General features: G+C 52.1%; 8 protein-coding genes, 1 tRNA gene and 1 pseudogene. 6 read left to right on the top strand and 4 right to left on the bottom strand.

Going from position 1 to position 14585, the window contains the following annotated elements:
* Positions 1–892 (bottom strand): annotated as a pseudogene (locus GOW48_RS06140) (YfcC family protein); the annotation flags it as partial.
* A 187-nt stretch (positions 893–1079) separates the two neighbouring features.
* On the opposite strand from GOW48_RS06140, the gene GOW48_RS06145 reads away from it, so the two are divergent.
* The 4 genes from GOW48_RS06145 (at position 1080) to GOW48_RS06160 (ending at position 7592) form a co-directional block, all read left to right on the top strand.
* Entirely contained in the window at positions 1080–3818 is a 2739-nt protein-coding gene (locus GOW48_RS06145; RefSeq protein WP_170752263.1) for a cation-translocating P-type ATPase, read from the top strand.
* A 432-nt stretch (positions 3819–4250) separates the two neighbouring features.
* Positions 4251–4724, top strand: a complete 474-nt coding sequence (locus GOW48_RS06150; protein WP_068340474.1) for a phosphate-starvation-inducible PsiE family protein — start codon at positions 4251–4253, stop codon at positions 4722–4724.
* Positions 4725–4827: 103 nt separating this feature from the next.
* A complete protein-coding gene (locus GOW48_RS06155; protein ID WP_170752265.1) occupies positions 4828–6960 on the top strand; it encodes an adenylate/guanylate cyclase domain-containing protein in 2133 nt (710 codons plus the stop codon).
* 272 nt (positions 6961–7232) lie between these two features.
* Positions 7233–7592 (top strand): group I truncated hemoglobin, encoded by a 360-nt coding sequence (locus GOW48_RS06160; RefSeq protein ID WP_170752267.1) that lies wholly within the window; start codon positions 7233–7235, stop codon positions 7590–7592.
* Between the two features lie 114 nt (positions 7593–7706).
* Here the strand turns inward: GOW48_RS06160 and GOW48_RS06165 are convergent, their stop codons facing one another.
* Entirely contained in the window at positions 7707–8633 is a 927-nt protein-coding gene (locus GOW48_RS06165; protein ID WP_170752268.1) for a DMT family transporter, read from the bottom strand.
* A gap of 1127 nt (positions 8634–9760) precedes the next feature.
* On the opposite strand from GOW48_RS06165, the gene GOW48_RS06170 reads away from it, so the two are divergent.
* A tRNA-Leu gene (locus GOW48_RS06170) sits at positions 9761–9846 on the top strand.
* Between the two features lie 336 nt (positions 9847–10182).
* Here the strand turns inward: GOW48_RS06170 and GOW48_RS06175 are convergent.
* Positions 10183–10680 (bottom strand): hypothetical protein, encoded by a 498-nt coding sequence (locus GOW48_RS06175; RefSeq protein WP_170752270.1) that lies wholly within the window; start codon positions 10678–10680, stop codon positions 10183–10185.
* Complete coding sequence (locus GOW48_RS06180) at positions 10673–11413, bottom strand: helix-turn-helix transcriptional regulator (protein ID WP_170354736.1); 741 nt, start codon at positions 11411–11413, stop codon at positions 10673–10675. The genes GOW48_RS06175 and GOW48_RS06180 overlap by 8 nt, the downstream gene beginning before the upstream one ends.
* 599 nt (positions 11414–12012) lie before the next feature.
* Here GOW48_RS06180 and GOW48_RS06185 point away from each other — a divergent pair.
* The gene (locus tag GOW48_RS06185; protein ID WP_170752272.1) at positions 12013–14472 is read left to right on the top strand and encodes a beta strand repeat-containing protein; all 2460 of its coding nucleotides are present in this window, start codon (positions 12013–12015) and stop codon (positions 14470–14472) included.
* The last annotated feature ends 113 nt before the right edge of the window (positions 14473–14585 follow it).

Consider the following 14585-nt stretch of genomic DNA (forward strand, 5'->3'; position numbering starts at 1 on the left):
AGAGACCGGACATTTCGGCCATCCACCACCCCAGTACCACAACACCATAGATCATGATGGCAAACGTAATCCCGAACAGGAGCAAGATGGTGGAACGGGTTCGAGTCAACTCTGGCAAAGCGTCATCGCCGGCCGACCCTTTGAGAAAATGTCTTCTGTTTTCCTCGGCTTGATCGGCAACCACAGATGCAGAAGGATCGGCCTTTACTCGCTTTGCGTATCTCATGACAAAAGCGATACCAGCTGCCAGACAGAGAATGAGGATAATGAACCTCAAAACGATGCCAGTCGTAAATGGAATACCAGCGCCTTGCGAAGCTACGACTGTTGCAAACGCGTTGAAGGTCGAGCCAAGAGTGCCGATTCCAGCACCTAGCATGATCACGGCAACACCGGTCAGTGAATCATATCCCGCGCGTATGAAAACCGGAATTATAAGAGCATAAAACGCCAGTGTTTCCTCAGCCATGCCGTAGCTTGTGCCGCCAAAGGCAAAGGCGATCATCAGAATCGGGATCATTAAAATCTCGCGGCCTTCAAGCCTATGCAGCAACCAACCAATGCCAGCATCGATAGCCCCTGTTTTGGTAACGACCATCAGGAAGCCACCGATAACCAAAACGAAGAGCGCAACGTCTATTGCTGCACTTGAAGAGCTTCCGAGAAGCCCAGGGTCATACATCCCAGCAATTGGTGCGAGAATTACCGAAGTTAGTCCCTGAGGGTTAGACTCGACTTCGTGATAGGTGCCCGGAACAGGAGCTTCGCTGCCCAGAGCTTCGTTCATCTGACGGTCATACTCACCGGCTGGAATAACCCAAGTTAGCACCGCGACAATAGCGATCAGAGCAAACAAGATTGTGAATGCAGTAGGAAACTTGAATTTGGACATAACTAACTCTCGCGTTGAAGGTACAGCGACGCAAAAAAACGAGCATGTATCTAGATTCGTTTCAATTTTTGGCGAGCCAAAATGGCTCAATGGAAAGTGAAAAATCGAGGGCAGGAAGTAGACTAGCAGTGATTCGCGCTGTGTTTGCGCGAAAATTTGCACCCACGTTGTAACGAAAGGGGCTTCTATGCAGCATGCTTTCCATGCCACGGATGACCGAAAAACACTTCCGACAGCTCCTTGGGTGATCGAGAAAACTGCGTTAACCGAAACACTAGCTGTAGATCCTAAACACGGTTTAAGCTCGGAAACCGCAAAGGAACGCCTCTCCCGGTACGGTCTGAACCGTCTATCCGAAACCGAGGCTGAACCGGCGTGGAAAATGCTGCTCGTTCAATTTAAGAGCCCACTCCTAATAATCCTTATGGTGGGTGCGGTTATTTCAGCTTTCACCGGACATTGGATCGACGCCGTGGCGATCTTCGTGATCGCGATCTTCAATGCCTTCATCTCGTTTTGGCAAGAGTTCAAGGCAGAACAATCACTCGCCGCACTTCGCGAGATGTCAGCACCTCAGGCTTTGGTAAGAAGGGATGGTGACCAGGTACAAATAGCCGCTTCTGATCTGGTCCCCGGCGACATATTGATAGTTAAAACAGGCGATATCCTTGCCGCTGACATTCGCTTTCTCCAAGCCAACAGAATGCAGGTTGATGAAGCTGCACTAACCGGAGAGTCCGAACCTGTGGACAAACATGATCGCAAGATCAACGACCAGGAGGTCGTTCTTGCCGACCGTCTCAACATGGGTTTCATGAGTACCCTTGTCACTGGTGGAACCGGCGAAGGCGTCGTGGTTGGAACTGGCATGAGAACCGAGGTTGGCCATATCGCGGATCTGATGTCAGCAGCTAAGGAACCAAAGACGCCGCTGCAGCTCAAAATCGAAGCACTTTCGAAGGTACTTATTATCGCGGCCCTTATCGTCGTGGCTATCGTCATTGGTATCGGCGTTATAAACGGCATGGACCTCGCTGAAATGCTAAATACCGCGATTTCTCTGTCAGTAGCAGCCATTCCAGAAGGCCTACCAACTGTCGTCACAATACTTTTGACGCTTGGGTCTCAGAACATGGCTTCGAATAACGCTCTAGCCCGAAAACTGTCTTCGGTGGAAACGTTGGGCGCCACTTCTGTTATCTGCTCGGACAAAACTGGAACTCTTACACAAAACCAAATGCAGGTGATGCGCATTTGGGCGGGGGGTGAAACCTGGGAGGTAAGTGGCGCTGGCTTTGATACGTCAGGAGAATTTCTAGACTCGAAAAACGAAGCCACAAAGGTCGAAGAGGGGACACCGCTATGGCCTGTGCTGATGATCTCAGCTTTTTGCAATGATGCCCGGCTGATTGGTGAAGGTGCTGAGACCTCAGTGCAAGGTAACCCGACTGAAGGTGCGCTTCTGGTCGCTGCGGCAAAGGCTGGAATTGATGTCGAAGAACTGAGGGCTCGTCGGAGCGAGGCTCTTCAATCCTTTCCATTTGATTCAACAAGAAAAATGATGTCCGTCTTCGCACAGCTTCCCGACGGGCGGACTGTTTTGGTCGCAAAAGGGGCGCCTGACGTGATTTTGTCGCGAGCGGTTAAGGTCCGTATCGGCGAGGAGGAGCGGCAAATAACGCCTGAACTACGAGCTGATATAGAAGATGTCATTGACAGCTTTGGTGAGCGGGCTCTCAGAACTTTGGCGGTGGCGTATCGCGAAGTTTCCCCAGACGAACTGGATCACGACAACCCCGAACAGGAAATCGTGCTCGCCGGTATCCATGGTATTATGGATCCCCCCCGGCAAGAAGTGCCGCATGCCGTAGCAGAAGCCACTGGTGCCGGAATCCGTACGGTTATGATTACTGGTGATCACGCCGTCACCGCCAAGGCTATAGCCGAGCAAATCGGTGTACTGTCGGGTTCACAGCAAGCCGTATTCACGGGTGCTGAGCTCGATCAAATGAAAGATGAAGATTTAAATAACGCTGTGAAGAACGCAGCTGTGTTTGCGCGCGTGACGCCTGAGCACAAACTTCGCATCGTCAAAGCACTTCAGACCAATGGTGAAGTGGCCGCGATGACTGGAGATGGCGTGAACGATGCGCCAGCGCTTCGCGCGGCTGACATCGGTGTCGCCATGGGGATTACCGGGACACAGGTTGCCAAGGACAGCGCCGCGTTGATTCTTCTGGATGATAACTTCACGACTATTGTCACGGCCGTTCGTGAGGGCCGTAGAATCTTTGACAACCTACTGAAATTCGTCCGGCAAGCTCTGACTGCCAACGTTGCGGAAGTTACCACTATACTTTTCGCTTTCCTGCTAATGGGCGCAGACCCCCTCCTTCCGATCACACCGCTTATGATCCTCTGGGTGAACTTGGTTTCAGATGGCTTACCCGCACTGGCGCTGGGATTTGAAAAAAGCGAGCCGGATCTAATGAGACGCCCGCCACGCCCGCGCGACGAGGACATGTTTGGCGGCGGAATGAAAGAGCGGATTCTGATTAGGGGCAGCGCATTGGGACTTCTGACCTACTACGTATTTCAAGAGTTTCTCGAACGCGGCGCCTCTCTGGAGCACGCGCAAACAGCAGCCTTCATGACCCTCATATTTGCCCAAATTTGGCATGTCTTTGACGCGCGAACTACAACGACGCTTTACCGTAAGTCGCCCCTTGGCAACACCATACTGCTGGGCGCAGTTGGCATTTCAATCGGTTTATCGTTGTTGGCAATTTATTCCGCTCCGGGCCATTTCGTTCTGGGCACGGTTCCGCTGCCTCTTTCACATCTGCTGGGAACGTTCTTTGTCGCGGCGCTTCCGACACTCGTGCTTTCTGGCTTAAAGGAAATGTTCAACCTTAAATTCGTTTAAGCGGAATGAGTGTGGTTAAAATGGCTAATCCAAAAATAGTGGTCACGTGTTTTACTTGGAAAGGAGGATCTTACTAAACTTGTAGACGGAGGGATTTAATCTTTTTGGCTTCTCGGATTAGTTTGCGGCGCGTTTTGAAGCGAACTCAGGAATAGTCATCGGCTTCTGCGGATTGCAAGTCGCGCCATAAACAGATCGAGGTTTCTTTTGTGGTTGGCCGTGTGGATTTCGGATTTTTTTCAACGGGGCTAGCGAGCCAGTCCTACGGGAAAAAAAGACATTTGGCGCTAGAGTGACGCTGAAAATCGTCGAGGTAAGCTCGGCTGAAATGAAACACTGATAGCATAGGATATTTCCGTTGGGGAGCAAGCGATGGTGGCGCAGAGAACGCCCGCTTGGCGTCCTGAAGTAGCAAAGAGGGGGAGGTGATAAATGGAACACAAGGATCCATTTGTAGAAAAACTTCAGGTCGTAATTCGGTTCGCCGTCCGTATTCTGGCCGTAATGATGGTTCTGGTTATACTACTTGGCGTCTTGGATGTGGCCTGGACCCTTTATCAGAAACTAATCAATCAGCCTGTCTTCATCCTGACAATCTCTGAAATATTAGCGACTTTTGGCGCCTTCATGGCGGTGCTAATCGCTATCGAAATATTCGTAAACATCACAATTTATCTTCGTGACGATGTAATCCATGTGAAGATAGTGGTTGCGACGGCGCTCATGGCCGTCGCGCGGAAGGTCATTATACTCGATACAGAAAAAACTAGCGGACTGGATTTGGTCGGCTTGGCTCTTCTAGTGATTGCTTGTTCACTCGCCTATTGGCTGGTTCACGATATGCCGTCCTTTAGCGTTCGGTTTGGGCGAACCAAAAGCGCTGAAGAAGCCAAGGAAGAACAATAGTGCCAGTACTTTTCTGTCCTCAGGGGGAAATTCACTCAAGATACTCATTTGTGTGGCGACGAGTGGGTGGACATCTATTACTACATTTTGACTAATTGAGGGTATGAAAGTACGTCTTCATATCGGCGTTGCGACGTTATTCACGTTCCTCACCTTAGCCGTAACAACATTGCTTGTTGCCATTCTCTATTTTGGCAACAAAGAACTCGCCATTCGTACCGCGAATGAGCGGATGACCGAGGCCAGAAATCAGTCAGTCGAAAAGATGCTAACCGTAATACGAGGAGCGGGAAATGTCGTATCTTCTGCGTCCGTCTTTCTTTCTAAGTTTACGGAGTATGCTGGCTCAAGTGCAGGTTTGGAAGTGCTCTATTCGCAGATGCAGGGTAATGAGCACTACTATGGTTTATATTTTGGAGAGGAAAAATCCGGCGACTTTTTCCAAAACATAAACTTGCCAAAATATTGGAAAACCTTTGGACCGAGCGCTTTGCCAGTGCCGAAAGGAGTAGACCGCGTCCAACGTATAATCGCCGATCAATCTGGCGAGCGTGTCGAAACTTACTTTTGGTCCAATGCCAGTTCGCTGCCCACACCATTTCTTAGTGGAACCACTGTCTACGATCCTCGAACGCGCCCTTGGTATCGCGGGGCGTTGGAGCAAAGCGATATTTATGTTTCACCGCTTTATCAGTTTGAGAGCACAGGACGTCTGGGTGCAACGTTCTCAAAAACCGTGGTCGACAACGAAGGTAAATTGCTTGGCGTCGTCGCGCTCGACATAACAATATCGGCACTTTCGCAAATCCTAGACGATATCAGGATTGGCGATCATGGTTTGGTTTTCATGCTAGATCGCGAAGGTCGCCTACTTTCGTACACCAGCACGCGATCCAAAGGTGGAGAGCCGCGCTTCGTGAGTTCCAATACGAATGGGTCAATTGAAGGCAGTAGCAAAATTATTGACAGTGTCATTGATGAATGGCGAGCAAACCAGCAGGATTTTTTTCGCATAGCTCCAGCATCCGATGGAAGAAGCTATATCGCATCTGTGATGCCAATCCCTGAAGTCTTCGGTGCCCAACCTACGCTCGGGCTTATAGTGCCGGAAGATGAGTTTATCGGAGACATAAAAAGAAATACGACCCGTGCTATGCAATTCGGCGTACTTGCTTTGACCCTGGCCGTCGCATTTACCTTTGTTGTCGCTCGTCTGTTGAGCAAAAATCTTGTGCGCGTGGCAGCTGAAGCAAGAAAAGTCAGTAACTTTGAACTAAGTGAGGACTTGAACCTGAAATCAAATATTCAGGAAGTTGCCGAACTCGAAACAGCGATTGCAAGTATGAAAGCTGGATTGTCGAGTTTCGGTGCGTTCGTACCAAAGGAGCTGGTGCGCTCTATCCTTTCAAAAGCAGAGAGAATTAGCGTTGGGGGAGAGTCGCGCGACGTTACCCTGATGTTCGCCGACCTTAAAGGGTTTACGCGCCAGACCGAGGGACTTGAACCAGAAGTTCTGATGCCTGCTTTGTCCGAGTATTTCGAAGCAATGGAAAAAGAGATATCTGGTAATCAGGGTACAGTGGATAAGTACATTGGAGATGCCATTATGGCTCTATGGAACGCTCCGCTCGATGATACTGATCACCCTGTTCACGCTTGCCGAGCAGCTTTGGCGTGTTTGCAGGCTGAGGCGAGTCTCAATTCTGATAATGGAGCGTTACCGTTGCGTCCGTTGCAAACACGTTTCGGCCTACACACAGGTCGCGTAGTTGTCGGCAACGTTGGGTCTCTTTCGAGATTGCAATACACAGCACTGGGTGCTGCCGTAAATTTTGCTTCCAGACTGGAGGGGTTGAACAAAGTTTACGGTACAAGGATTCTCGTGTCGTCAGATGTGGCCGTTCATGTCGAGAGCATGTTTTTGCTGCGCGAAGTTGACCATGTTGTGCCTGCCGGAACTAGTTTTCCTAGTCGTATCTTTGAACTAATCGCGGAAAAAGATGATGAGAGTGGCTTTCTGGCAAGCGTAGCCAAGAAACGCGAACTCGAAGAATGGCGTGTATGCTATGACTTGTATCAGTCTGGAAAATGGGCCGATGCATTAGAAGCCCTCCAGACGCATCGAGAAATTGCAACTAACAAGCTTGTTGTAGATGTCTTTATCGAACGTTGCAGCCGTTTCGCGTTTAAACCACCGGCCGCTTGGGATGGCGTTTACCGTTTCGAGAAGAAATGAATTTGCAGCGCATGAAACAACCATCCTGATGGGTCTCAGGCCAATGATGCGCTTACAATCAAAATGGGCCGGTCAAATCCGACTAACCAAAAAACGGACATTGCTTCAGGTAACGGCGTTCGTCGGTTGTGAGCTCAAAAAAGACATCGCATTTGGTGATGGATTCCGATGAAAAAAATCGCCTAAATGCTATAGATTTGGCGCCAATCAGTGCGGCATGCTAGCATTCGCAAGAGATCGAGGTTTGAGGTGAGCCAGACACGGGGGGCACCATGTCAAAGACGCTATATGAACGTCTGGGAGGAACGGATGGTATTCGGCGAATAGTCGACGTTCTGGTGGACAATCACTCTAAAAACCCAGTTGTCGCTGCACGATTTGCGGGAACTGATATGGAACACCTCAAACAAATGGCAGGAGACTTCTTCATAACTGGTTCTGGCGGGCCTGAGATATATACAGGCAAGGATATGGTTGCAGCGCATCAGCACATGAACATCAGCGGAGATGAATTTGTCGCTGTTCTGGACGACGCCATGAACGCCCTAAAGGCCAACAACGTCGGCCAACGGGAACAAGAAGAGGTCTTATACATTCTATATAGCTTCAAGGACCAAGTTGTAGGTATCTGAATTTCGCCACAACCGGGTAGAGTCGGCAATCTTCAAAATCTTCAATCAAAGCTTGTTTTCCCCGCATGGTGGTCGTTCGCGAAATTTAGACCAAAGTCTTCCTTGAGCCCAGTACTACCGCTTCGGTGATTTTGCGAGCACGGTAGATACGGTGCGCGTCTTTCTACTTCTTGTGATCGCGATCGCGCCCAGCACTAAGGCGCATGCCAAAGCTTGAGGTAAAGAGATGGCTTCGCCAAAAGCAAGATATCCCACGGCAAACATCGTGGGTAATTCGATGCTTCCGACGACCGCAGTTTGGGAAGCCCCAATAACAGGTGAGCATATTGTGTAGATAAGCTGGGGCACGAAAGCGGTAACCAGACCAATACCAACAATGAAAAGCCAATCGGACTGTTCCATTGGGAGAAGCTCTCCAACCTCAGCACCAAGGATGAGCGGTGCGAGGCCCAGTACAGACCCCAGAGAAACTGACGCGATACGTGCCAAGGGCGCGATACGTGACAACCTGTGTACCAGGATGCAAATTCCGAAACCAAACCCAAATGGGGCGGCAAGGGATAGCAGCAGCGTTGGTAGGTGTTCCGCAGCCACTGACGCAGGTGAGCCAGCAATGACAGCTGCTACCACAATCAGACCAGCGGCCAACATGGCGCGTCGCGTGGGTGCGTCGCCAAACACAGCCCAAGCAATAACTAAGGTGAACACCGGATAGGTCATGTAAAGCACACCCACTGTCGATGCGGGTAGCTTCTCCAGCGCCGTTACATATCCGATCCAACCAAGCCCCATTACGGCTCCGGCGGAGAGACCCCAAGTGATCTCTCGCCATTCTTTTCGGTGCACGATGAGAACGGGAAGCAGAAGAAGAGCCGCAACAATGTAGCGGTAGAATGCGACCGCATAGGGTGCTACACCCTGTTCGGTCAAGCTTCGGCTGAAGTAGGGAACCAGCCCGAAACAGATTGAAGCAAAAAGAACACCAACAACCGCAAAAGCGTAAGGGATGGGCGTTCGATTTCGCGCAGATGCTGTGGCCATAATCTGGAGCTATCACGCATTTGCATCTTCGTCTTTAGAGATTCTAAGAATGACTGCTTTGTTCGCACAGCGGTCACTAAAGCATGCATCTGCGATTGATCAGATTATATACTTCAATGTTCAAACCTATAAAGCTGGCTCGTTGCCTGATTGATCCCAAAGCTCGTGTCATACTAACGACTATTTTTTTTGAGGGCGTAGCTTTGTTCGAGGTCAAAATTGACTTCTAAATGGTGAATCGTCGTCGCAAGTACACTGCAAGTGCAGGCGAGGCAATTTTGCCACTGGGGGTACTATTCGGGGTATCGTATGGTATGTGTTTATGTTTTATACTTTAAAAATATATATTTACTTTGGTTTGTGTATTCCGTGTGGGGCACCACTTCCCTTGTCAACTCATTGATGCACATTGGCTTCTTAAGAAAGCTGTGCAGGCAACGGACATTTCAGTGCCCTTCTGTTTCAATAAGAACGGCACATACTATTCCGATCGAGGAGTGCCACAGGACCTCTCACACCACTGTGACTCACCGAAAACCACCTACTCTGTGGGAATCCGGTCGGCTTCAGTGGCAACCCAACGTGAAAGACGGGCTGCGGAACAACTGGACGAGTACGGGTCCCACTTGCGGGTTCAGAGTGAGGATCGGCCCAGGAAGCACCGTTTGAGGGTTGCCTTGGGCGGTTAAGCTGGGGAAAACCCACCGCCCGTGAGAGAGACTGTGAAGCTCTCGGGCACAGTGGGCATCTAAGGCTTGTTTTCAGTGCGTCGCCGACTGCGCCCTGATCAATGCCTCGTCTATGTTGCCATCCATGCATTGTGGGCGTGCTTAGTCCGTCGACCGAAGATCAGGTTTGTGGTCTTCGTAAGTCGAGTTTCATCTCTAAACCGAGATTCATTTGCCGAGATGGACAGCACAAAGGGCGTTAGCAAACGAAGAGAGCGGTCTATTCGAGTGCGCAACTTGAAATTCTTTGCCTAGTCAAATCGATTCAGATTGCGAGATGTTTGAAGCAATATTCTTGAGGTTGCGCCTTTTAACACTTCAGGTCGCCGAAAGCGCATTGTACTCATAGCCTTGTGGCCGTATTGAGATTTTCAGGACCGAGTTAGGCCCGACACGCTCGCCCGCGTGGTGGAATGGTAGACACAAGAGACTTAAAATCTCTGGGCCGGAAGGCCGTGCCGGTTCGAGTCCGGCCGCGGGTACCAACTTCTTAGGCGACAGTAAGATTTGCGCATGCCTCAGAATAGCCTGAGGCCTTTCGCCTCGCTGTCGTAAATCTGGGTGCCCGATGGATGGTCCTCGGCCAGCCGGTGCACTGTCGCCTGAGTGAGTTTCGTGGTCATCTTTGATCGCCGCTATAGGCCATGTTTCGATTGGATCCTGAGAGACCTCAGGACGTGCTATGAGGCGACCAGTTTTGTTTTCTTGACTGCGCAGACCATCAGCAGGTTCTATTAAGTCATAAAAGGTTCTAAAAACAGTGACTTAAAATACATTCCCCTAAGGCTTTCGGGCTCGATCCTAGCCATCCGCACCATTTGTCATACCGGAAAGCCAAGCTGCCCAATAAGTCGCCAGATATCGCGGTTGGCTTCGGATAATTGGGTGACAACTTTTTCAATTTCCCGCATAGCCTCGTCATCGACTGTGTCTTCACGTCCCAGTCTGATGTCGGTTTTTCGGTCAGCGATGCGCATAAGAATCGTTTTTGGATTCCCGCTGTCTGGATCGAAGGAATAGATGCAGTGATTATACCGATTCCGGATGCCAGACAGTTTAGACAGGCGGTGTGTGTGCTCGAGTATCGGGTCCCGTATTTCGGCAGGCCGCCCTTCCATTTTGGCCAGACGTTCTACAAGGTCGATGCGCGCCCTTGTTGTGTTCAAGGTTAAAAAAATGATGACGGCTGTGTCTTTGGGCGTGCCAGACAGGCCAGCGATCAAATGGATCAAAAGGCTTTCGGTGTTGGTCCACATATAATTCAGCCTGCCGACAAGCAGGATGAGACGATCGAAACGGGCTTCAAAATCTTCAGTCAATTGTCGTGTGCTGCGCCTCTTGCGGGGCGACCTCAAAAAAGAACTGTGCCGCCGCGGTTCGATTGCTTACACCGATTTTTCCCGCGACATTGTGTATATGCAACTTCACCGTATGTTCAGTGATCCCTAGATTTGATGCAATAATCTTGTTGCTTTGACCTTTTGAGACCAATCGCAACACCTGCTTTTCCCTTCGCGTCAGTTTGGAATAAAGCGGGTGCGGGTCTGTCGACTCAACCGAATGTTTCTGCGTTGGAGAGGTTGTGTTGCACACTGAGTTGGCGAGAAAACTGGGAAGATAAAGCTCTTCATGTAAGAGAAGGCGAAGGATCGACCGCCACGCGTCGGGTGCAATATTCATCGGAAGGTAACCTATGTCCCCATGTGCACCGGGATCCCAACGGTCAAATACAAACCGAGCCGCATCTTCCTTGCGATACGCAAATACGAGGCTACCTAGCCCTGCACTGTCCTTATAGTGTCGCGGGCGGGCTAGAAAATCTTCCGTCAACATCTGGTCAACAATCAGAATTCTTCCGGGACCATTGTTTTCCGCGCCGTAAATTGGCAGGGACGCAATCGATTCGAAGCGATGCGTAGAGACACCAAATTCAGATTGAACACTTTCGATGGTCTGCTCTGAATAAAACAGCTCCTTGCCGATGAAATTGATTGAGAACTCTTCCAATAAATATTGACTATTCAGGGTATTATCCTGAAGCGGAATGTTCATAACCTCCCCCTTATCACTACCACGCCACACAAGCGGCGAAATCATTAACTGAACATTAGATTAATATTAACTGAATATTAACGCACTTGAGTAGATGGCCATAGAAGAAAGTAGAATTTTTTTCCGTGTCCGGTCGTTCAATTGTGAAGAGTTCTAGAACTTTCGGATAGGCGTCATCGGTGCGATTTTCCAAATAAAATCTGGATAGTTGCGGGAAGTAACTTGCAGGTTTTAAACCAATTTTTTGTTTCGTCTCGACCACTCGCTAATGGCCGATCGAAATTTTTGCAATATAAAATATAGAGTTAACCGTTCTAGCGCTTACGGCTAGCTATCCAGATCACCTTACTGCTGCAACCATGATTGCACTCCAATTTGCGGAGTTGAAGTTCCTATTGCGTCTGCTCATCGCGCATTTTCGCGACGTTTTTCTTCAGACGTAGTTTCGGCTTGGCCGAGAAAGGAGGGTGGGAGAGGAATCACTGAAAAGACACGCACCCATGCGCGGTTTGCGCTTGCGTGCCTCATTGTTTCAACGCGCCAGTCACCGTTTTGGAGATGAATGACGGTCCGTGCGCTCAGTAAGTGGAATTATTGATATGAGTAAACGTCAACAACCGCATAACAGCATCACAGACATTGATGAAGTTAACATCGGTACGGCATATGTTCCCGTGGACGCAGATGTTCACGTTGATGACGCCTATATTGAAGCTGATCTGACTGATCAGGACACCAATGTCGAAAATGAACAGGGTCAAGGCCAGGATCAAATCCAGGGTCAGGCGACCGTGGTCGAGAATGGACAGGGTCAGGATCAGGGACAGGGCCAGGATCAGGGCCAAGGCCAAGACCAGGGTCAAGGTCAGGATCAGGGCCAGGGTCAAAGCCAGACCAATGGCAACAATGACAATTCGAACTGGGTCAACATCGACTTTGGCGATGCCGAGCCTTTGGGCCGTGACGACGACCTGGTCGACGTCGACGTATCCGGCGGGTCGTCGATTGATGATGTGATCACTGTTGGAAACGATTTCGACTACGATCCGGGCGACGATTTGAACCTGGATATTGACCTGAGTGGTGAGGGCAACGACATGTCCGCCATCAACCACCAGTACGCCAACCTCAGCGACGATGATCATCTGGGATCGGCTGCGGTAACCAATACCGGTAGCTTTGACCAGAACGGTAACGCGCGCGGCGGCTCAGCGACAGCCGATGAGGGCATCAGCACGCATTCCGACGGCGGCAATTCGGGCCAAGGTGGCAGCACCCATGCGGGGAATGCCTCGGGCAATACGACTGGCGGCGATGCATACGCACTGGGCGGTCACACCGGTGATGCCGATGGTACCGGTGTCGGTGGTGACGGTGGTAACGCGGGTGATGCGTCTAATGTCGGTTTGGGCGTGGGCTTGTCTGGTGCGGAGTCCAACGGCAGCAGCAGTGCAGGCGCAGGTGGTCAAGCTATCAGTGACTCGGCCGCGCATAACAGCGGCGCTTCGGTTTCCGATGGCACCAGCGTAGCCGGAGAAGGCGGTAATGCGGGATCCGTCGGCTTGGGCCTGGGCCTGGGTCTCTCGGGTGCCGAGAACGGCGGTCTGTCCAGCGGCGGAGATAACGTATCGCATGCTGGTGCGCTGGGTGCTGGTCAGGGGACCAATGACTCTGACGCAAACGGTGCAAATGGTGGCGACGGTTATGCCGACACCGATGGTGTCGCGATCAACGCCGGAAGCAGCGAGACCGAGGCCAATGACGCAGACGCCGGCAATCTGGGCCTTGGGCTTGCAGGAAGCCTGGCTGGCAGTGCGGCCGATGCGGATACCGGGAATGGCACAGGTGCAAGTGGCACCGGTGGCAACGGTAACGGCAGTGGCGGTACCGGCGGCAACGGCAACGGTGCAACCGGAACGGGCGGCAGCGGTAATGGTGCAGCTGGAACTGGCGGTGCCGGAACTGGCGGCGCGGGTACCGGTGGTGACTCGGGTCAGGTTGACGCAGCTCTGGCAGCTTTGAATCAGCAGAATGGTCTGATTGGACTGAATGCTGGTCATGCTGATGCCAGCAATGGTGGCGGAGACACAAATCACGGTAATCCGGGCACCGGTGGCGTTGGTTCGGGCGCAGTTGGCTCTGGCGGCGATGGCACAGGTGCCTTCGGTTCGGGTGGCGACGGAACTGGCGGTGGCGCTGGTGGCGGTGACGGGACCGGTGGCGTTGGTTCGGGCGGCGATGGCTCGGGCGGAATGGCAACCGGAGGTACCGCGGGTGCGACTTCTGGCGCGCAAGGCGTTGGCGATCAAACCACGACTGGCCCGAACGTCACCCAATCGCCCGGCGATGTGAACGGAACCGCGAGCCTGCCGCAGAACAACAGCGGTGATGGTGGCGCGGCCGGTAGCAACACCACCGACGGGTCGGCAACAGGTACCGGTACCGGAACCGCGACTGCCGATGGTTTCGGTGGCGGCGGCGGCGCGATCCAGCAGGATGCGATGTCCAGCGGCACAGGTGCGGGGTCTGCTGATGCAACCAACACCGCAGGCGAGGGCGGCGACTCTGGTCTGTTCTCGGTCGCGGATACGGACGGGTCTGCAGACAGTCTGGCAAGTGCCATTGCAGGGTATGGCGGTGACGCGATGTCCGACAATGACGCAACCTCGACGGGCGCGGGCAGCGCGACCGGGTCGGCCATGTCCGGCTTTGGTGGTGGCGGCGGCGCTGGTGCCGGTAACGGCGGAACCAGTGGCGACGCGATCGGCACTGCGACCTCGGGTGCGACGACCGGCGCAATGGTCAACGGCGGTGACGCTGCGGGTGCCTATTCGGGTGCTGGCGGGACCGGTGGCCATGCAGGCGAGTGGGGCTCTGGCAACGGCGGAGACGGCATTGTGAACGGCGAGTCCTATGCCTCGGCGGCTGCGGTGGTCGACACTTCGGCGTTCAACCAGTCGATTGTCATGGGCGCCAACGTTCTTGGCAACTCGGTCGACACAACCATGGTCGGTGGCTCGATGACCTCCAGCTTCGCCAGCGACGACGCCGACGCGTAACTTGCGTGGTGGCCGGGTCAGAGCTTGGGTTTCCAGGCTCTGACCACTTCTGAAAAACTGTCGGGGCCAAGGACAGATGGCCCCGACTCAACTTAACCCAAGGCAGTTGATTT

The organism is Ruegeria lacuscaerulensis, from assembly GCF_013033355.1.
Classification (GTDB): domain Bacteria; phylum Pseudomonadota; class Alphaproteobacteria; order Rhodobacterales; family Rhodobacteraceae; genus Ruegeria; species Ruegeria lacuscaerulensis_A.

Excerpts from the sequence above, each read along its gene's own strand:
- GOW48_RS06155 (WP_170752265.1), top strand. The coding sequence starts at position 4,828 with ATGAAAGTACGTCTTCATATCGGCGTTGCGACGTTATTCACGTTCCTC.
- GOW48_RS06185 (WP_170752272.1), top strand. The coding sequence starts at position 12,013 with ATGAGTAAACGTCAACAACCGCATAACAGCATCACAGACATTGATGAA.
- GOW48_RS06150 (WP_068340474.1), top strand. The coding sequence starts at position 4,251 with ATGGAACACAAGGATCCATTTGTAGAAAAACTTCAGGTCGTAATTCGG.
- GOW48_RS06180 (WP_170354736.1), bottom strand. The coding sequence starts at position 11,413 with ATGAACATTCCGCTTCAGGATAATACCCTGAATAGTCAATATTTATTG.
- GOW48_RS06165 (WP_170752268.1), bottom strand. The coding sequence starts at position 8,633 with ATGGCCACAGCATCTGCGCGAAATCGAACGCCCATCCCTTACGCTTTT.
- GOW48_RS06160 (WP_170752267.1), top strand. The coding sequence starts at position 7,233 with ATGTCAAAGACGCTATATGAACGTCTGGGAGGAACGGATGGTATTCGG.
- GOW48_RS06145 (WP_170752263.1), top strand. The coding sequence starts at position 1,080 with ATGCAGCATGCTTTCCATGCCACGGATGACCGAAAAACACTTCCGACA.